This window comes from Bradyrhizobium sp. CCBAU 45394 (assembly GCF_028128655.1).
Lineage (GTDB): Bacteria > Pseudomonadota > Alphaproteobacteria > Rhizobiales > Xanthobacteraceae > Bradyrhizobium > Bradyrhizobium diazoefficiens.
This window is the reverse complement of sequence record NZ_LBIX01000017.1, coordinates 396,767-416,386: the sequence shown is the minus strand read 5'-3', so window position 1 is coordinate 416,386 and position 19,620 is coordinate 396,767. Positions and strand designations below refer to the sequence as shown.

The 19,620-nt window shown below is 60.9% G+C and carries 13 protein-coding genes, 1 tRNA gene and 3 pseudogenes; 6 read left to right on the top strand and 11 right to left on the bottom strand.

What is annotated here, in order from left to right; translation table 11 throughout:
- Positions 1 to 32 precede the first annotated feature (32 nt).
- The 5 genes and pseudogenes from WN73_RS11370 to WN73_RS11350 all read right to left on the bottom strand — a co-directional run.
- The gene (locus WN73_RS11370) at positions 33 to 1,661 is read right to left on the bottom strand and encodes an AMP-binding protein (RefSeq protein WP_271552766.1); all 1,629 of its coding nucleotides are present in this window, start codon (positions 1,659 to 1,661) and stop codon (positions 33 to 35) included.
- Between the two features lie 343 nt (positions 1,662 to 2,004).
- A complete protein-coding gene (locus tag WN73_RS11365; protein WP_271552800.1) occupies positions 2,005 to 3,216 on the bottom strand; it encodes a DNA-3-methyladenine glycosylase 2 in 1,212 nt (403 codons plus the stop codon).
- A gap of 105 nt (positions 3,217 to 3,321) precedes the next feature.
- Positions 3,322 to 3,522: pseudogene (locus tag WN73_RS11360) on the bottom strand (Ada metal-binding domain-containing protein); the annotation flags it as partial.
- Positions 3,523 to 3,787: 265 nt separating this feature from the next.
- Entirely contained in the window at positions 3,788 to 5,032 is a 1,245-nt protein-coding gene (locus WN73_RS11355; protein ID WP_271552765.1) for an MFS transporter, read from the bottom strand.
- Between the two features lie 167 nt (positions 5,033 to 5,199).
- Positions 5,200 to 5,337 (bottom strand): annotated as a pseudogene (locus WN73_RS11350) (transposase domain-containing protein); the annotation flags it as partial.
- Between the two features lie 123 nt (positions 5,338 to 5,460).
- On the opposite strand from WN73_RS11350, the gene WN73_RS11345 reads away from it, so the two are divergent.
- Genes WN73_RS11345 through WN73_RS11335 form a run of 3 tightly spaced genes read left to right on the top strand, consistent with a single transcriptional unit; the run spans position 5,461 to position 8,626 of the window.
- Complete coding sequence (locus tag WN73_RS11345; RefSeq protein ID WP_271552764.1) at positions 5,461 to 6,705, top strand: tyrosine-type recombinase/integrase; 1,245 nt, start codon at positions 5,461 to 5,463, stop codon at positions 6,703 to 6,705.
- Positions 6,702 to 7,628, top strand: coding sequence for a tyrosine-type recombinase/integrase (locus WN73_RS11340; RefSeq protein WP_271552763.1), 927 nt, complete (start codon positions 6,702 to 6,704; stop codon positions 7,626 to 7,628). Before WN73_RS11345 ends, WN73_RS11340 begins: the two co-directional genes overlap by 4 nt.
- The gene (locus WN73_RS11335) at positions 7,625 to 8,626 is read left to right on the top strand and encodes a tyrosine-type recombinase/integrase (RefSeq protein WP_271552761.1); all 1,002 of its coding nucleotides are present in this window, start codon (positions 7,625 to 7,627) and stop codon (positions 8,624 to 8,626) included. The genes WN73_RS11340 and WN73_RS11335 overlap by 4 nt, the downstream gene beginning before the upstream one ends.
- Before the next feature lie 103 nt (positions 8,627 to 8,729).
- On the opposite strand, the pseudogene tnpC reads toward WN73_RS11335, so the two are convergent.
- The 3 genes and pseudogenes from tnpC to tnpA form a co-directional block, all read right to left on the bottom strand.
- Positions 8,730 to 10,205: pseudogene (gene tnpC, locus WN73_RS11330) on the bottom strand (IS66 family transposase); the annotation flags it as partial.
- A gap of 73 nt (positions 10,206 to 10,278) precedes the next feature.
- Positions 10,279 to 10,494, bottom strand: a complete 216-nt coding sequence (gene tnpB, locus WN73_RS44550) for an IS66 family insertion sequence element accessory protein TnpB (protein WP_442870061.1) — start codon at positions 10,492 to 10,494, stop codon at positions 10,279 to 10,281.
- Between the two features lie 129 nt (positions 10,495 to 10,623).
- Positions 10,624 to 11,031, bottom strand: a complete 408-nt coding sequence (gene tnpA, locus WN73_RS11320) for an IS66-like element accessory protein TnpA (protein ID WP_271552757.1) — start codon at positions 11,029 to 11,031, stop codon at positions 10,624 to 10,626.
- A gap of 166 nt (positions 11,032 to 11,197) precedes the next feature.
- On the opposite strand from tnpA, the gene WN73_RS11315 reads away from it, so the two are divergent.
- Positions 11,198 to 12,655, top strand: coding sequence for an IS4 family transposase (locus WN73_RS11315; RefSeq protein ID WP_271552755.1), 1,458 nt, complete (start codon positions 11,198 to 11,200; stop codon positions 12,653 to 12,655).
- 538 nt (positions 12,656 to 13,193) lie between these two features.
- On the opposite strand, the gene WN73_RS11310 is transcribed toward WN73_RS11315, so the two are convergent.
- Positions 13,194 to 14,495: an integrase family protein gene (locus tag WN73_RS11310; RefSeq protein ID WP_271552754.1), complete on the bottom strand. Its 1,302-nt coding sequence runs from the start codon at positions 14,493 to 14,495 to the stop codon at positions 13,194 to 13,196.
- A gap of 145 nt (positions 14,496 to 14,640) precedes the next feature.
- On the opposite strand from WN73_RS11310, the gene WN73_RS11305 reads away from it, so the two are divergent.
- Positions 14,641 to 14,722: transfer RNA gene (locus tag WN73_RS11305), tRNA-Arg, on the top strand.
- Between the two features lie 102 nt (positions 14,723 to 14,824).
- On the opposite strand, the gene WN73_RS11300 is transcribed toward WN73_RS11305, so the two are convergent.
- Positions 14,825 to 17,422 (bottom strand): bifunctional diguanylate cyclase/phosphodiesterase, encoded by a 2,598-nt coding sequence (locus tag WN73_RS11300; RefSeq protein ID WP_271552753.1) that lies wholly within the window; start codon positions 17,420 to 17,422, stop codon positions 14,825 to 14,827.
- 262 nt (positions 17,423 to 17,684) lie between these two features.
- Between WN73_RS11300 and WN73_RS11295 the strand changes: the two genes are divergently transcribed.
- A complete protein-coding gene (locus tag WN73_RS11295) occupies positions 17,685 to 18,488 on the top strand; it encodes a PstS family phosphate ABC transporter substrate-binding protein (RefSeq protein WP_028175476.1) in 804 nt (267 codons plus the stop codon).
- Between the two features lie 30 nt (positions 18,489 to 18,518).
- On the opposite strand, the gene WN73_RS11290 is transcribed toward WN73_RS11295, so the two are convergent.
- Positions 18,519 to 19,529: a 2Fe-2S iron-sulfur cluster-binding protein gene (locus WN73_RS11290; RefSeq protein WP_028175477.1), complete on the bottom strand. Its 1,011-nt coding sequence runs from the start codon at positions 19,527 to 19,529 to the stop codon at positions 18,519 to 18,521.
- Between the last annotated feature and the right edge of the window lie 91 nt (positions 19,530 to 19,620).

The following is a 19,620-nucleotide window of genomic DNA, read 5'->3' as shown; positions in this document are numbered from 1 at the left end:
CACCTCTCGCCCTTTGATGGATTGAACGGCTGTTACTGAACCGCAGTGATTCTTTGAGCTGCAAGCTCGCGCAACTTCGTGCGCTGCACCTTGGTGCCATTCGGGCCCGAAGTTACAGGGAATGCGTCGATGCAGACAAATGATCGCGGCACCTTGAATTTGGCCAGCCTTTGACTGCAAAAATCCCGCAACGCAGTAGCGCTAAAGCTCTCATCGGGCCGCAGCGTTACGAACGCGACTGCGATCGTGCCGGACGGTCCGGCCACGTCCACCACCTGGCACGCGTCAACCGATGGGTGCTGCTGAACATAAGATTCTATCTCTGCCGGCGCTACGAGATATCCCCCCAAGCGAAGAACGTCTTTCATTCGCCCCATAAATACGACGCCTCCGCCCGGCAAAACTCGACCAAGGTCGCCGGTACGGAAGTAGCCATCCGGCGAAAACGCCTGCTCGGTTGCCTGCTCATCGCCAAAATAGCCAAGCATCAGGCTCGGCCCTTTCACTTCGAGCTCCCCTGGAGTACCAGGTCCCACCAATTTCCCCGTCGAGATGTCGCGGACGCGAACCTGAGCGGTGGGGGCAACCAAAAGGCCGCCAGCCACAGCCCTCGCAGGCAGTTCGGCCCGTATCGGCTGATGCGTGAAGATGGCCTGCATCTCGCTTGATCCATAAATGCCAACGAGACGTACTCCCCTTCGTGAGAGCTGCGATGGGAGATCCGACAGCTCGGGGGAAAAGCTTCCAAAGCCGGCCCACTGAAGCGAGGGGAATGGAATTTGCGCCGCCGATTCTGCGAAGAGACGTGCCAGCATTTCATCCGAGGCGCAGAGTGTCGCGATCTTGTTCGCCCGAATTAGGTCTGCTGCGCCCCTTGCGTCGAAACTTGCCTGCATCACTAAACAAGAACCCGATGCTAAGGCAGCCATTGCTTGGACAAATCCAAAGATTCCGCATAGGGGTAAACACAGCAATTGGACGCTTTCGGGGGAATATGCGGCGGCCTTGGCAACCCACCTTGCATGTGTGACGATCGCCTGTTGGCTATGGAGGACGAACTTTGGAGCGCTGGTCGTACCGGACGTCGTGAAGATATTGGAGCCAAGGGCTGAGCTTCCCAGGTCGGCTGTAACCGGAGGCGCCTTTACAAGTTCGGCGTAAAGCACCGCACGCTTGCCCAGGCTCTCGCGGGCCAGAGATGCGTCGGCCTCACCGTAGAGCACCACCGTCTCGAGAGGCTCTAGTAGGTCGCGATCGATTTCGTGCAGCGTGCTGATGAAATCGAGGCCTCTGAAATCGGGCCATATCACAAGGAGTTTAGAGCCCGATCGCGCGATAATGTCTCCAATTTCGTGACTGCGGAATCGCGGATTGATAGCCACGAGGATTGCGCCAAGCATTGCCGATGCGAAGTGAAGTGCGAGCCATGCCGGCGCGTTGGGCATCCAGATGGCCATCCGGTCGCCCGATCGTACGCCGAGAGCGGATAGGCCGTTTGCAACGCAGGCGCTCTCGTGCAGCAAATCGGCAAAACTCAGCGTTTGACCATTCCACACGACAGCAGGCCGCGAAGCGTATGATTCCACCGCTTGTACAAGGAAATCTCCTAAGGTTATGGAATTGACATCATGTTCGTTCGAGGCGGAGGCGGCGTCGATCATAACCCAATCCCCATGGCCGACGGTCGTCGACGTCAGATGATGCATGCTCGTCGAAGTGCCTATGGCGCTAGTGCTTCGGAGCAGTTATCCGAGCGTGAGCACACAATAGCCATCTCGTTCGATTGCTGCTCGCGCTATTCGGACGCCAAAGTGATTTTGAAATCGCTCAGCTCGGACAGAGTAATTCTGTCGGGAGGTACCATGGTTCAAGGTCAAGCGAGTCAGTCTTCCGTCACTGCGAGCACGCTCAAAGCGAGCGTGTATCGAAAGTGTCCCACGGGGGGCATGGCGGAGTGGCTAGCCGAGAGACATGTGGCGCTTCATGCACACCGACGGAGGTCTGTTAAGAAGCCGCGAGGTTGGCCGTCGCATCAATCGAGGACCGAACGGTCCGCCGCTCTGCCTCGGGAAAGTTTTGCGCGTACCATAGGTACTGCGCAGCATAGGCCCGCCACGGCCGCCAGGACTCGCTACAGGTCGACATCTCCCGGATCGAAATACGCTCTTGGTCAAACGCTAGCGTGTGCTGATTGGCCGTTGGTGGAAATGCATCCGGCTCCCGAAACTGCCGCATTGCGATGTATTCTGCTGTCGCTTCACCAACTTCCGGGATTTCGCGAAGTTGAGCAACCACATCTTCGAGACTTTGCCCCGTCCTAAATGGGTCCCTGCTGCTCGATGCCATCCTCGCCAGCGCTGCAATTGCGGTCGCCTTGGCGCTGGGAATACCGAGCTCGGTAAGTTCGGCCGTCGCAAGTACTTTTGGACGCGGAAATGCTCTTGTCAGGCTCTCTTTGCCCGGTCCGGTCACAGCCAGCGAGGCTCCGTAAGCGTTCACGATCCTTCGGATGTCGGTCCTCGCCCTGGAAGCCGTATTCCCGTCGCCGAGGATCGTCCTAACCGCGAACTCGAACCCGTCCCATGCGCCCGCAACCCGCAGTCCCGGCCATGCCGCCACGAGAGGCGCAAGCAGCGCATCTTGCGCCAGGTGACGCGTGATTGGCTCAGGGTCGGCAGAAAGGTCGAATACGCGCCGCAGGCGCGTGAGGATGGCTGGCAGCGCTGCAAGCCGCGGGAATTGCACGACGGCTTCCAACGCGTGGTCGGCCGACGGCCGAACGGTGATAGATCCGGTTGCCCCATCCAAGTCGATGGTGCGGCAATAGGCAAGCCCGTCAACCAGTTCGATCTCGGGAATTGCGAAGGCCTTTAGATAGCAGAGAAGCGCGGACCAGTCATATGGCGGTCGATAGCTAAGGCGAAGTTTGATTTCAGTGGAGGGCGTAGCCGCCGACGTCGGTGATCTGGTCCGACGCAGAGAGTTAGGAGGGCGCCCGTAGAGCCGCTGAAACACCTCATTAAACTGGCGGACGCTACCGAATCCGGAAGCTAAGGCGACGTCTGTCATCGAAAGCTGCGTGTCATGAATGAGCTGCTTCGCGAGCAAAACTCTTCGCGTTTGCGCGACGGCGATTGGCGATGCTCCGAGGTGCTTGTCGAATAGCCGTCGAAGTTGGCGCTCGCCTACCCCAAGCCGGCTCGCAAGATCGCTCATGCTTGCATGGTCGAGTGCCCCGCCTTCAATCAGTGATAAGGCACGTGAGACCGTGTTCGCAGTTCCCCGCCAAGCGCCGAAGTCCGGGGCAGTTTCAGGGCGACACCGCAGGCACGGACGGAATTTGGCTTCCTGTGCCTCCGCCGCCGAACGAAAGAACGCAACGTTTTCAATCTTGGGGGTACGCGCGGGACAGATGGGCCGACAATATATCCCGGTGGTTCGCACTCCAATAAATAGCCGACCGTCAAACCGGACGTCTCTGGTCGCGAGTGCACGGTAGGATGCGGCGTGATCGAGATCCATAATGCCGCGAATATTGCACGGAACGCAACTCTCGTCTCGCTGTTTTCGGACACTATCAAAAGTGTTACGAAGCTCCTGAATTGCCAATCTCGGAAGACAGTATCGTCGCCTGGCGCCGGTCCGGGGCCGCGCGATCACATTTGAGACAATCGGGTTTGGTTCGAAGCATGGCGGCGAGCACGATCTCGCTGTTCCAAAAGCCCACGTGGAAGGCTTGAAGATGGTTCGGCGCCGCCCTCCCACGAAGCGCCCACCGCGCGTGATCTCAACGACGTCCGGCCAGAAACGCACAGATCGCAACCCCCTGCATAAGTGCTGCGACGGCGTAAAGGTTGGGGGCCGCGCCAAGGGCCCAGTCTGTTCCAGCCGGAAGAAATTCCCGTATCATCCCGAACGTTGCTGGCGCGAACGAGTAGGTGCCCTGCGAAAGGGCCACGATCAGCGCAACTATTCGCGGCACGTCTTCCCGCGCAAACTCAACCTGCGCAATGAGCGGTGGCAAGAATGTGCCATTGCCAAAACCGAGGCCAAATAAAACGACGCCTACAATCAGCAATGGAACGTTTGTACCTTCTGCAATGAGGAAAGCGGTCGAACCGACGATTTGCACGGCGTAGCTGCCACCTGCGACTAGTCGCCTATCGACGTGGACGGGCATCAGCCAGCCGAGCAAGGTTCGACCGAGAATCGCCATGGCTGTAACTAATCCCACCGCCGGCCCCGCATATTGTGTGCCAAGTGGAGGCAGAAGCAGCGAATACAAGTGCGCCGTCAAACCGATCTGCGCGAACAGGCCGACGCTCATGCCGACGGCGAGCGTCAAGAATCTACGATCTCGCCACAGACGCGCCCCGGGTAACGGTTGGGTAGCTTGAACTGGTGCACACCCCGCGGTCTCAACAGGATTGGCTTCGTCTGGCAAGGATACCGCTTGTTGCGGTGCGCGAGACAACACAAGATCAGCAAGAGTCCACGCTGTCAGCACCATGATCAGGCCAATAGCGGTAGCTGCAATCGGGAACCCCACCACGCCGATCGCACCTGCCCACAACGGCGAGAAGATGATTCCGCCGGCGTTCGCGCCGTTGTACGCGGTAGCAAGTGCAGCGGGACGTCGACGAACGAACCAGGGCGAGACCATAGCGTTGACCGCCACTATGCCCATGGTTACCCACCCCGCACCACTTAACACGGTTGCGCTAAAGAGTTGCCATGGTGCTGCCGCTACGGACCATCCAACGACACCAAGACCGAGCGCGAGGGCACCGACCTTCGTTACTGTCGCGATCCCAAAGCGTCGATAGAGCGAAGGTAGATTGGCCGTGACGACGGCTCCAATTAGAAAATGCATCGTAATGGCCACGGACACGAGAGATACGGGCCAGCCGTTTCTTTCGCGTACGGCGTCCAAGAACACCGGCGGACCATAGAAGCCGAAGCCCAGCCCGAATGCGGCGAGCACGAAAGCCGCGCTAACGACGCGCCATCCATGGAAGGTGTCGGAGCGCATTTTGCCAGTTTTCTGATTTCGACTTTGGCCCCATGGACCTTACCTCGAACGCTCCGAGATCGTTAGTCGGTACGAAACTGGCAAGGTTTCGCTTTCGGTCGAAGTATGAAGGTACGCGTCCGGTGACGGCCCTGGTTAGGTCATCTTGAACGGATGGCTGACCGCGCTTATGCGGCCTGAGCGACGTTTTGAGGTCGCCAATTCCAGGGCATGAGTTCGTGGATGCGCTTGGCGGGATGATCCGGTAGGCGCGCCAGCACGTCGGCGAGCCAAGCCTGTGGATCGATGTCGTTGAGCTTGGCGGTTTATGCCGCCCGCCGAACTATGCCGAGTCGGATCGTTTTCCCCAGATTTCTCGCTGACCGGCGTTTGGTCGGTTCGGCATAGTTCGTTCTGTGCCTCCGCTTTCAACAGCGGAGAACAGGAAGATGGAAGTTGAAGAGTACTTGGGCAGAAGCCGGCTGTACCGGCGTCTCAGAAGCGGGCCGCACAGACAGTTTGTCGAGCGCTACGCCACTCGTCTCGTCGAAGAGAGGCTCGTTCGGCACGGCACATGGCGTTGCCTCAACGTGGTTGGCGGGCTCCTGAGTTGGATCGCGGGCCGTCGCTACAAGCTGGTCGATCTCGATGAGCAGGTCGTTGAGCGGTACCTCCGACATCGAGGCGGGAGGCAGTCTATCCAACCCGGTGACCGAGCTGCGCTCAAGCGATGGTTGTCGGTGCTGCGCGAGGAAGGCGCGATCGCGCCGTTGGTGTTACCGCCTCTCACCCCGCACGAACGGATCTTTAAGGAGTTCGATGCCTACCTGCGATCAGAGCGCGGCTTGGCCCCGAGGTCCATCGTCCGCCATCTCCCGGTCATCCGCAGGTTTTTGCACGAGGTGTGCTCCGGCGGCGCCGCCGGCGCCCTGAGCAAGATCAGCCAAGAGGACGTGATCCGCTACGTTGAGCGCCACGCCCAGGATTGGAGCGCGGGAACAGGCAAGGCGATGTGCTGGTCGTTGCGTGCCTTTCTCCGTTGCCTCCACCATCGGGGGCTGAACTCGCGCCCGTTGGCGGATTGCGTTCCATCGATGCGCCGATGGAAGCTCGCAACTCTACCGACCTTTCTGCCTGCCGCTCAGGTGCGGAAGGCTCTCGACAGTTGCGACCGAGAGACGGTGATGGGACGGCGCGACTACGCCATTCTGTTGTTGCTGGCCAAGCTCGGCCTGCGGGCCGACGAGGTCGCGACGCTCACCCTCGACGATATCGACTGGCGCGCCAGCGAGATACTCGTTCGCGCCAAGGGCCGACAGCGGGCACGAATGCCGATACCGCCAGACATTGGCGCGGCTATCGTTGCATATCTGCGCAATGGTCGCCCAAAGTCGTCGTGCCGACGGCTGTTCGTCCGCACACTCGCGCCACACGTCGGCTTTGCTTCCGGATGCGCGATCACCATGATCGCCAAGGCCGCTCTCGATCGCGTTGGAATCGAAGGGTGCGCCCACCGCGGCGCCCATATCTTCCGACACAGTCTCGCTACCGAGCTTCTCCGATCTGGCGCGACCTTGTCGGAGATCGGACAGCTGCTGCGGCACGAGAACCACGACACCACCCGGATTTACGCGAAGGTCGACATCGACGCGCTGAGAACATTGAGCCTGCCCTGGCCGGGAGGCGTGCAATGAGCAATCTGCGCGCCGCACTCGATAAGTACCTGAGCATGCGCAAGGGGTTGGGATACAAGTACGCGCACCAGACCCGTCGGCTCGCCGACTTCGTCGCCTTCATGGAGAAGCGCAAAGCCAGGATCATCACGACGAGGCTGGCAATGGAATGGGCAACGCTGCCGCCCGATCGTCATGCATCCTGGGCGCTGCGATTGAGCGACGTGCGAGGGTTCGCGCGCCATGTCGCCAACTTCGATCCGAGAACGGAGGTACCGGCCGTCGGCATGCTGCCCGGGTGGAAGCGCGCCAAGCCCTATGTCTACAGCGACGCGGAGATCGATGCTTTGCTGGCAGCGGCGCTGGCTCTGCCGCCAGCGGGCGGGCTGCGCCGATGGACCTACCATACCCTGTTCGGGCTGATCGCGGTGACGGGCATGCGTATATCCGAGGCGATGGGCCTGGAGCGTGATGACGTCGAACTCGACGCCGGCGTGCTGACGGTGCGGCTGACCAAGTTCGGCAAGTCGCGGCTCGTGCCATTGCATCCGACGACGAGAACCGCGTTGCGCGACTACGCCCACCGGCGCGACGCACTGCTCGGATCACGCTGCGGCTCGACCTTCTTCGTTGCCGAACAAGGAGGCCGCTTGCTGCACCAGTACGTTCATCGTGTCTTCTGGCGATTGTCCAGAGAGATCGGGCTGCGGCGCCCAGGTGATCGTACCGGGCCACGCGTGCACGACTTCCGTCATCGCTTCGCCATCCGGACGCTGCTCGACTGGTATCGCGAAGGCAAGGACGTCGAGCAACAACTCCCAGTGCTCTCCACTTACCTCGGCCACGCCTGCGTGCGCGATACTTACTGGTATCTCTCGGCTTGCCCCGAGTTGATGGAAGAAGCGGCGCGGCGTCTCGATCGGCGATGGGAGGTGACGCCATGAAGCCCGCCTGCAATGTCGCCACGTTGATCGAGCGCTTCTTCACCGAGCGCCTCATGCGCCAGCGCAATGTTAGCGGCAACACGATCGCCTCCTACAGGGACACGTTCCGGCTGCTGTTCATGTTCGCACAGGTGCGGCTGCGGAAGTCCCCATCCGCCCTGACGCTCGCCGATCTGGATGCAACGTTCATCGGCGCGTTCCTCACCGATCTGGAGGTAACGCGCGGCGCCAGCGCGAAGACGCGTAACCTGCGTCTGACCGCCATCCGATCCTTCTTCAGGTTCGTGTCCTTCGAGGAACCGGCACACAATGCGCTGATCCAGCGCGTGCTCGCCATACCGAGCAAACGCCATGACAAGCGACAGGTGCACTTCCTGACGCGCCCCGAGATCGAGGCGGTTCTCGCCGCGCCCGATCGAACGACGTGGCTTGGTCGCCGCGATCACACCTTGCTGCTGGTCGCGGCCCAGACGGGCTTGCGCCTCTCAGAGCTGACTGGCCTTGACCGGGATGCCGTCCACCTCGGGTCCGGTGCACACGTACGATGCGTCGGTAAAGGGCGGAAGGAGCGGACCACTCCGCTGACCACTCTCGCTCGGTGTGCGCTCCAGGCATGGCTCAAGGAGCCGTTGCGGAAAGGAGCAACAGCGTTGTTCCCGAACGTGCACGGGGGCCGGCTCAGTGCCGATAGCGTGCAGTCCCTGCTGGGAAAGCATGTTCGTGTCGCTCACAAGAGTTGCCCGTCTTTGAAGGCCAAGAGCGTGTCGCCGCACGTGCTGAGGCACAGCGCTGCGATGGAACTGCTGCAAGCCGGCGTCGACTGCTCCGTGATCGCGCTGTGGCTCGGTCATGAATCGGTCGAGACGACGCAGACGTACCTGCATGCCCACCTCGCCCTCAAGGAAGCTGCCTTGGCGAAGCTCAAGCCATATGAGCGCGGCAAGCGAACCCGCTTCCAGCCGAACGACCGCCTGCTCGCCTTCCTCGAGGCGCTCTGAATGACCAGACTATGCCGAATGGAATGGGGCTGCCCTGCACGCGATCGACGGTGCCGGCGTGACAACGGCGTGCCATACCAAATCCGTTCGGCATAGTTCGGCGGGCGGCATAAACCTGTCTATGCCGAGTGCGGCATAGGGCTGTGGCGATAAGGGTGTAGATCGCAGCCGCACGCCGGCCGCCCTCATCGGAGCCGGCGAAGGTCCAATTTCTTCTGCCCACGGCGACCGCTCGTAGCTCGCGCTCGGCAGCATTGTTCGACATGCAAAGCCGTCCGTCATCAAGGAAGCGGCTAAATGCATCCCAGCGGCTGAGGCAGTAATTGATCGCTTTGGTCGTGTCGTTGTTCCTGGAGAGCTTGGCGCGCTGCTCGCGCAACCACGCCTCCAGCTCGACGATCAGGGGGCGGCTACGCTCCTGGCGCACACGCAAACGCTCCTGCGCAGTGATACCGTTGATCTCGCGTTCGATGGCGAACAGAACATCGATGCGCTTGACCGCCTCGGCCGCGATCGGCGCCTTGCTGAGCCGCGCGAGATCAAAGAACTTGCGCCTGCCGTGCGCCCAGCATGCGGCTTCGATGATCGGGCCGCCCTTGCGATTGGCCTCGTAGAGCCTGCCAAAGCCGGCGTAGGCGTCGGCCTGCATCAGTCCGGCATAGCCCGCCAGATGCTGCTCTGGATGCGCACCGCCACGGTCGGGCGAGTAGAAGAACACGGCTCCCGGCGGATCTGGGCCGGCAAACGGACGGTCGTCGCGCACATAGGTCCAGAGCCGGCCGGTCCGGGTCTTGCCCTTGGCCAGGACCGGCACCGTGGTGTCATCCGCGTGGATGCGCGCGGCTGCGAAGACATGGCTCCGGATCGCATCGACCAAAGGCATCAGGGTTGCCGCGGAGGCACCTACCCAGTCCGCGAGCGTCGATACGTCGAGGTCGATGCCTTCACGCTGGTAGACATCGCTCTGACGATGAAGCGGCAGGTGCAGGCCGTACTTGGCGAACAGGACATGGGCCAGCAGCTTGGACCCTGCACGCCCGCGCGCAATCGGATGCGAGGGGGCCGGCGGTTGGCTGATCGCTTCGCAGGCCCGGCAGACGAGCTTCTCGCGCACGTGCTGGATCACCTTCCATTGGCGCGGAACGAGCTCCAGCGTCTCGGTCACGTCCTCGCCGATCTTGCGCAATCGGCTGTCGCCGCAGCATGGGCAGGTCGCAGCCACCGGATAGACAATGCGCTCCCGCGGCAAATGCTCCGGCAGCGGCCGGCGCGCCGGCTTGCGGCGCTCGAACGATGGCACCGCAATCTTCTCGGCTGCCATCTGCGCCGCGGTCTCAGCTTGAGCCGCGTTCTCCTCAAGGTCAGCGAGCTGTAGCTCGAGCTGGTCCAGCAATGCGCCTCGCTCGGAGGACTGTCCGAACTGCTCGTGCCGGAGCTTCTTGATCGTGAGCTTGAGCTTCTCGATCAGCAAGGTCCCCGCCTGGGCCTCGGCTTCCGCGGCCAACCGGGCCGCTCGCTCGGCGCGCAGCATCGTCTGCAGCGTGGTCACATCGTCGGGAAGAGAATCATTGGCGCCCATCGCCGACCAGAGAATCACAAGGCGCGGTCTCTGTCCGGACCGCTGATCGTGCCACCGATTCAAATCCCAGCGATCAGCCAGCCGCCTGCGGTCGCCAGGTCTGTTGTGGCATCCGCCAGTCGATACCCTCCAGCAGGTAGCCAAGCTGGGCTGGGGTGATTGTCACCACGCCATCAGCCGACGACGGCCACAAGAAGCGGCCGCGCTCCAGCCGCTTTGCATAAAGCGACAGGCCCAGTCCATCGTGCCAAAGGATCTTGATCAGCTTGCCGCTCCTGCCACGGAACACATATAGGTCGCCGCCGTGCGGGTCTCGCTTGAAGGGCTTCCTGCACCAGCAAGCCCAGCGAGTTCATGCCGCGGCGCATATCGGTGTGGCCGGTCGCAATCCACACCCGCACGCCCGACGCAATCGGGATCACCGTGGCCGTCCATCTGCCAGTGCCGCCACCGCGGCCTTCAGCGCCGCCGCATCGACCGTGCCAGTGATCCGCATCCGAGCCCCAGCCGCAAACTCGATCTCGATCAACCCGCCGCTGGGCGGCGCGACTGGACAAGGCATCGGCCCTGATTCCGCGACCACTACCGCCGGCACGAAGCCAGGTTGATCGGCGGCATCCTTCGGCTCGGGGCGAAACGACCGTCGCCATCGCAGCAGCAATGAGCGCGAAACGCCATACCGCCGCGCTGTTGCCGCGACCTGGCGCGGCGACTGTAAGCTCTCCAGGACGATCTTGAGCTTCTCATCCTCGGACCAGCGCCGTCGCCGCCCCGTGTCCACCACCTCAAGCCGTTCGACTTGGGCACTGCGCCTATCACTGTTCATAAGGACAGTTCTCAACAACACGCCTCATTCCGCAAGGCGGCCTTCACCGGCTTTCAATTACCCATAACTTTGACCACTCGAGTTGATCCGCTGATCGACGAAATCTTGAATCGAAAGAATCACTTGTGATTCCTTGCTGAGCACCTGATTCGCGAGGGGGTGCTCTATGAGGCTGACATTGAGGGATCGATCGACAAAAGGCTGTTTGCGGTCCTTGGACGGAGAATGTTGGATTGATCGAGAGAGTAGTGGATGCGAGTTTAGGGACGCGCGGCTCGGCGACAGATTCCGCAAACTGCTCACGCAGATTGGAAGCGCCATGGGACAAAGCATTCCGCTCGTCTGCCAGGATTGGGCGAATACCAAGGCAGCCTACCGCTTCTTCTCTAACGACCGGGTCAGCGAAGCGGACATTCTGGCCGGCCATTTCCAATCAACACATGATCGTGCCGCCGCCACTGGAGATCTCGTTCTTGTGCTGCACGATACAACCGAGTTCAGCTATCAACGCGAGAAGTCAGAAGCCATCGGCATCACCAAGAGCATAAACAGTGGACGGGATAAGGCAGGTCGCCTCAGATCGCACACGGTTTGCGGCATCCTGATGCATTCGAGCCTCGCGGTTACAATCGAGGGGGTGCCGCTGGGGTTGGCGGCCGTTAAGTTCTGGACACGGAAGAAATTCAAGGGGACGGCAGCGCTTAAAAAGAAGATCAATCCGACCCGGATTCCCATCGAGAAAAAGGAAAGCGTCCGGTGGTTGGAAAATCTGAGGCAGTCTACGCAACTCTTGGATCATCCGGGACGATGCATCCATATTGGTGATCGTGAGAGTGACATCTACGAACTCTTCTGCGCAGCACAGGAGATCGGAACCCATTTCCTAATCAGGACTTGCGTCGACCGCTTGGCTGGAGACGGGGATCACACCATCGCCGACGAAATGGACGAGGTCGCCGTCAAAGGGCTCCATCGCATCGAAGTCAGAGACAGCAACGGCGATCCCGACCAAGCCGTTCTTGAGATCAGGTATCGCAAGATTCGAGTTCTGCCGCCGATCGGAAAGCAGAAGCGCTATCCCGCTCTGACCCTGACAGTGATCCATGCCGAAGAGCGCGGGGCGCCGAAAAACAGAAAGAAGATCGACTGGAAGCTGATCACTGACCTGCCTGTTGGTTCCCGCACCGACGTCATTGAGAAGCTCGAATGGTATGGTTTGAGGTGGAAGATCGAGGTGTTCCACAAGATCCTCAAATCGGGCTGCAAAGCTGAGGAGTCGAAGCTTAGGACCGCCCAGCGTCTGACCAACCTGATCTCGCTCTTTTGCATCCTGAGTTGGCGGGTCTTCTGGATGACGACGCTCAACCGTTCCGCCCCAGACGCACCACCAACCCTCGCGTTGACTGCGACTGAAATCGGCGTGCTCGATCGCCTCGTCAACGACAAACCAAGAGCAAGACCGAAAACGCTCTCGCACTATCTGATCAAGATTGCCCGGCTCGGCGGTTATCTCGCCCGCGCCAGCGATCCGCCGCCCGGCAATACGGTCATGTGGCGCGGGCTGTCACGCCTCACCGACATCGCGCTCGGCGCCATGGTCGGAGGAGAATTTGTGGGTAATTGAAAGCTTCACCGGACGGATACGTATGAAGTGCATCGTGCCAACGTGTTCTGCAAGGTGCACTTCCGATCTGGAAGCGTGGCTTGATCGCATCGGAGCCGCTCATCGCTATTGATAGCAACCTACCGATTTTCTTTGTCGACGCCGCCGCGCGTCACGTAATGTCGGGCTCGCCTGTTGCAGGTTTTGGTCGAGAATTGGCTAATACCGCGGGGTATCCCCCCAGACGCCACCAACATATCCCGAGCCGTGGTTGCTCAGCCCGTATGCTGGGCGACGCGGTTCATCGCCCGAGGAAACGGAGATGTCTTTCGCCCGCGTATGGCACCGCCGGCTGTTAGATCAAATCTTCCTCAAGCGTAACCTCTACCGCTTGCGCGGAGTTTTGTCTATTTCGCAGCTCTACCGCTTCCCTTTATGGCGTAGTTCGGTCCGAAAGAGGAGCTAGAATGCTGTCGATTGATCCACGGCGTACGTACCGCTTCGAACGTGTCGCTTCAGCTCTCGTACAAGAAGGCTTGGCCTCAGCTGCAATTTCGGTCTATGCGGCCATCGACATACCCGTTGATTGGTCAACGGCGTGAGCCGAGCATGTGGTCTCCTCGACCTTCGCGCTCTCGATCCACCGGACCAACGAAGGATCTCGTTCTACCGCGACACTATGAGCAGCCAACTCCGAAATTCTTTGCTGTTGGCTCCTCAGGTGATCCCTTAGCAACCGATCGCGGGTAATGTACCCGGCATTTACGCCCGGAAGCGAGTGGTTCATCAAAAGATGGATGTCGAGTTCCGAAACACCCGCTGCTTGCGCGAGCGTGCGATAGCTCTGCCGCAAGTCGTTACCCCATTTGGATAGCACATTTCGCTCCTCCTTATGCTCCACGAGATGTCCTTCCTTACTGTCGGCTGGAAATAACCACGACTTCGCTTGCTCGGAATACATGATCCGGCCCCATCGGATCGCGCGGATGATGCATCGGATCATCGGCCGCGATAGCGGAATGTCAAATGCCTTCTCCTTTCCACCTTTGGGCTTCGGGATGCGGATCATCCTCTGTCGCAAATCGATGTGTTCCAACCGGATTTTTTTTAGGGCGGTTGGTCGTGATCCACTCAAGAGCGTCAGAAGGTGAAATTCCCGCCTTACCGGGTTATCCATTGCGTAAAGCTCCTTGAGCCAACCGCTAATATCTTTGGAGCCCATCCCCGTGTTGCGTCGATGCTCCTTATTCCAGTCGATCGCGGAAACCGGGTTCACGGCCGGCAGATCGGTATTGCTTTTCCGCGCGTGGTTGTACACTGCCCGCAGACTGCGCATTGACCCATTGGCAATATAGGAACCGTTTTCCTTCGTTATTTTGTCGTGACGGTCAACAACGAGGTGCGGTTGTCGCCCAAGCCGAGCGAGCGGATTGTCGAGCCAATCCTTGAACAGCCGCTCCATGTGATCTCGATAGTTTTCAATGGTTCCTGAGCTTCGGCCCTTACGTTTCATGTGAGCATCCCGATAGCGCTCCCACGCTTGCCTAAGCGTTATCGAGCCTGGCTTGATCTTCGGAGCCTCACCAGGACGTTCGCCTTTCGCTATCGATCCAAGCGCCTCCTTGGCTTTGCCACGTGCCTGGCGCGTGGTCATGTCACCAAATTCGCCGAGTTTTACCTGCGCGGTGAATTCGCGAACGCCATCACGCCAGAACTCGCCTTGGGCCATGAACGTTTTCCGGCGCTTGCCGATGAGCACAAAAAAGCCCGGTAGTTCGCTATCGCGCACCTTGTATTGCGTCTCCCCCGCACAAAGAAGCGCAATGGTCTTGTCGTTGAGAACCTGCCGCTGATCAGCCACAAATGCCTCCGCACTTTTTTAGTCTGGGTTTAGTCTGGGGAAGTCTCTGATGAGAGTTATCCCGGTGGGACCACGCTGCGGCGCGCTACAGCGCGAAATATCACCATTGATCAATAGCTTGTAGAGAGGGCGGGAGTATGGCAACGTGTCTGAGAAAGCGGTTGAAAAGTCCCGATTCCAGACTACGAATCTGAGGGTCGGACGTTCGAATCGTTCCGGGCGCGCCATTTTCCCACCATTCAGTACAGAACCGCGAACTCTTGCAGAGCTCTCGTATGGATCGGTGCCTATTTGATACCCGATCGGCATCTGAGGTTGGCGCCGACGCCTCAGCGGATCATAGTCTTCCGCTCCGCTCCGTCTCGCCTGGGCACCAGTTCGACCGCCAAAAGGGTTGGCTGGAGCAGGACGGCGAACTCTTCGAGCGGTAGCGGCGGAGAAAAAATATAACCTTGCGCCATGGTGGCGCCGTTTTCGGCCGCGAACCGAAGGTCTTCGGCCGTTTCGACGCCTTCAACGACCGTTTCGAACCCCAATTCGTCCGCAAGTCCGAGCGCCAGGCGAAGAATCGTCTGCTTTTCGCGGTCTCCCGCGACACCCGCCACGAGCGTGCGATCGAGCTTCACGGCGTCGAAGGGGAGCCTCGCCATCGTCGAAAGATTCGAATAGCCGGCTCCGAAATCGTCCATTGCGAAGCGTATGCCCAATTGCCTGAGCAGGCTTATTCTCTCGCGCACGACATCAGGATTGCGCATCGCGACCGACTCTGTGATCTCGATCTCGAGGTTTGGCGGCGGGAAGTCGGCCTCGCGAACGGTCGTGATGATATCCCTGATGAACAGCGGGTCTTCGATTTCCGTCGCCGCGACATTTACGGCGAGCACGAGGTTCGAGCCGGCCCGGATCAAGCCCCCGATTTCGGCGAGCGCGCGCCTGAGCACGAAGCGGTCGATCTCCATGATGAGGCCGATCTCTTCCGCGATCTTGATGAAGCGCTGAGGAGGAATGTCGCCCTCCTTCGGGTGATGCCAGCGCGCCAGCGCCTCCACCCCTAGGATGCGGCCATTCGCGCAGGACACCTTGGGCTGGTAGTGGACGACGAGCTCTTCATTGCGGATCGCCAGGGCGAGATCGGTTTCGAGCGCATGGCGGGCACGCGCGACCTCTGCGAGATCCGGAGTGAAGAACGCGTAGGTATTGCGTCCCGAGCTCTTCGCGACGTACATCGCAAGGTCGGCGCGGATCAGGAGATCGTCATAGGTTGTGCCATGGGTGGGACAGATCGCGATGCCGATGCTGACGCCGATCGTTGCATGGTTGCTCTGGAGCTTGAAGGAAACCTGCAGCGTCTCGATCATCTCGCGGGCACTGAGGCTCGCGGCCTCGACCGTCTGCACCCCAGCGATGATGGCGACGAACTCGTCGCCCCCGACCCGGGCGAGCAGACATTTGCCGGCAGCGCCCTTGGACGTCAGCAAATTGCTCAAGCGCTCGGCCACCATCCTGAGCAGCTCGTCGCCAGCCTTGTGCCCGAAAGTGTCGTTGATGGATTTGAAGCCATCCAGGTCGAGGAAGAACAGCGCTGCGCCCTCTTCCGCGCCGATGAGCGCCGGCGCATCGACGCGCATCTTCTCCCGATTGGGAAGGCGGCTCACCGTGTCGTAGAAAGCGAGCTGGCGAATTCTTTGAGTGCTGGCCCGCAAATGCGTCAGCATTCGCTCGAATGCGAGGCCGAGGCCGCGGACCTCTCCGATGCCCGTTGCGCGGAATTGAACGTCGAGATTGCCACCCGCGATTTCCTGGGCGGTCTTGGCGAGCGCTGAAAGTCCTTTCGTGAGGTGCCTCACGGCGGCCAATAGCGCGACGACCAAGGCACCGAGCGCCAGCGCCGCGGATGCCAGGAACTGCCACATCAGCGAACGCGTATGGGATGCGCCGATCTGGAACATCTGATCGCGTGTCGTCGTCACCAGCGATGCGCTCGCGAACGTACACACCTTGAGCGTCGCCTCGTAATCGACACAGCGCGCGACGTAGTTGCCGTCATCCGAGCGCTGCAGCCCGGTCAAACGCGTCCTGGCGCCGCTGAATCTCACCCCTTCAGGCCCCGCGGAAGACACGATCTCGTTGTCACCCGTGATGATGACCACGCCGGCATTGGCTAGCGAAGTGAAGTTCTCGAGAGTCCGTTCCGTGCGGCCGAGCGGTCGGATGGCGGCAAGCGCGCCGATGAGGTCGCCGAAGTCGTCGAACACGGGCTCGGTCGCGGTGTGCGCTATGGTGTGGCGCTGCGGCAGGCCGAGCGCCGACAATTCACGCAATTTGAACTCATTGATGCCTTCCTCACCCCGCGGGTGCGAGCGGCTATTGTCCTTGAGGATCGCGTTGAGATTGACAGAGAGAGCGGTACTCTCGAGCGCCCGGTTGAGCGCGAGGAGGTCGAGGGGCGTGTTGGCGCCGATCACGCGACCGGTTTCGTCGAAGGCGATCAGCCTTTCGAAGCCGGAGGTCGAAGCAACGATGCTGAGCAGCTCGCGGATAGTCACATCGTTGTTCGAGGCGACCGCCTTGGCGACATCGGCGCGCTGAGCGATCTGACGCAGGCGAGATGCGGTTTCCGCGCCCAGGACCTCGATTCGCGCTCGCGCCAACTGCGCCTCGCCGTCGAGGCGATGAGCGAGCTGGTCTTCTGAGAGTTCACCCAGTGCCCCAGCCTGATGCCTCAGTTGCTGCTGCAGGCGTAGCGCCGTCAAGCCGCCGATGAGGCCGAGCCCGAGGACGCCGGTCGCGAGCACGACGGCAACAAGGCGCATGGCGATAGACGAGGGGAAACTCGGAATCCCGGACGGAACGGCCCAACGACGCCAGCGGGGCGGCGCCCTCGATGCCTCTGCCATATCCGGGTCAGTCGCCACCACCGCCAGCACCCTGAACTTATGGGGGCCGGTCAATGTCGCTCATTGAGGCCCCTTCCAGGCACCAACCTTAGGCGAGTGGAATACCCAAAATCGTCAATTTGATCGTCTATTTGTGGCCGGTTAATTAGCAAATGGTTTTTTTAAACCGTCAGATTTTGTGCTTTTCACTTTCTGTCCGCCACGGATGATTCCAAAAGGCACGGCGTTGCGACAACAGATGGTTTAGGTTTCTTTGCCAGATTGCGCACCTCGTGCTTCGAAGGGGTTTGCCATGGCATTTTCGAGGATAACGGCGGCAATTTTGGGCCTCTGCCTTGCGGGGGTGAATGCCGCTAGCGCCGAAACACGCAGGCTCGACATCGTCGGGACCGGAGACGGCATCGATGTCCTGCGCGTCATCGCCGCGAGCTTCATGCAGCAGGAAGGATCGCCACAGATCGAGGTCCCGCCGAGCATCGGTTCTGGCGGAGGCATCGCGGCCGTGGGGTCCGGCAAGGCGATCTTAGGGCGCGTCGCACGCCGCCTGACCGACGCCGAAGCGGCTTCCGGCATCGTCTACAAGGAGATCGCCCGCCTGCCCTCGGCTTTCATCGTCCATCCCGGCTGTGGAGTGAGTGCCGTCACAAGCGATCAGCTCGTTGCGATCTATTCGGGCCGCCTCGCGAATTGGAAGGAGCTTGGCGGCGCCGATATGCGCATCCGCGTCGTGCGGCGCGAGGACCAGGACAGCACTCTCACCGTGCTACGGGCCAGCATGCCCGGCTGGCATGATCTCGAGATCACCGAGAAATCGAAGACGGCGACGACCACACAGGAAGCGATCGAGACGGTTCGCGATGTTCAAGGCGCGATCGGCTTCGGCCCCTTCTCGCGGCCGTTGGAACAGGGGCTCACAGTGCTTCGCGTGGACGGCCACTATCCGACCGACGCGGATTATCCCTCGAGCGCGGTGCTGGCGCTGATCTATTTAAGCACGTTGCAGGATCCGGACGCCTTGGCCTTTCTACGCTTTGCCGATACCCAGAAGGCGGCCGACGTCATCACCAGCCTCGGTAGTCTGCCCGTCAAGCCGTGAGCCGCCGGCGCTGCTAAGCTCGGCATCGGCTCACAGACCGGGGCGATGAGGCTGCTCCCGGCTTCGCCATAGACGGGTGATCTTGTCCATCAGCGATGGGGTTTGAGAGCTCGGCAGGAAAGGATCGGCGTAGCATTGCGCATTGGCCGAGCGTGCCTTGTTCTTCACGATATCGACGAGACCAACGGGGCCGGCGACGTAGACCGTATCCTCCAGCCCGAGCAGGGGCAGGTAGTGCGATGGGCGCCCAGGCCTGATCGGTAGGGTAGATCCGACCTCCGTCGTCGCAATGACGTCGCGGACACCGTCGTCGATCAGCCACTGCAACGAGGGAAGCATATAGAGGTTATCGGCATCCCGGCTGCCGGCGACGACCGCCATCTCGCGGTTGCGCTGGGTCGAGCGCGCCGAGCGGGCCAGCGCCCAGATCGGGGCCCAGCCTGCTCCGCCGGCGACCAGCACCAGCGGCCCCTGGCCCTGTCGTAGATAGGCCTGTCCGAAGGGGCCTTGCACATGTGCCGCATGGCCGGGCCTGATGGCCTTGCCGATCTGCCCCGACACCGTGCCGTCAGGCAGGCGCCGGATGTGGAAGACGAGTTCGACTTGCTTGAAGGAGCCATCGAGTCTGAAGGTCGGGCTGAACTCGCGCGCAGGATAGCCGGAAAACTTGACGCGCACATATTGGCCCGGCCGAAACTCGAGCGGCGCTGAGGTCGTCAGCACGACTTCGGCGATCTCTGGCGAGAGCTCGTTGATCTCGGTAACGGCGCACGCCCGCTTCATCGGTAGCGGCAATTCTTCGAATTCGATCTCCGCATCGCCTGCGACCGCGGCCTGGCAGGCGAGCACAGTGCGGCCATGGCCCGAGCCGCCGTCATCGACCGAGCCCGAAACGACCGTCACCCGGCAGCTCTGACATTGTCCCGATCTGCAGTCGTGTGGAATGAGGATCGAGCCGCCGAGCGCCGCGTCGATCAGGCTTTCGCCGGCGCGGGCTTCGACGAGCTTGCCGTTGAGGACGAGCCGACAATGAGTCTTCATCGCGAGGCCTCTGGGCGTCGCGAATTTCTGCGAGCAGGCCGCTGCTCGCCGCGCCGGAATGCGATGCGCGGTTGAGGGCGAAGCGATGCTT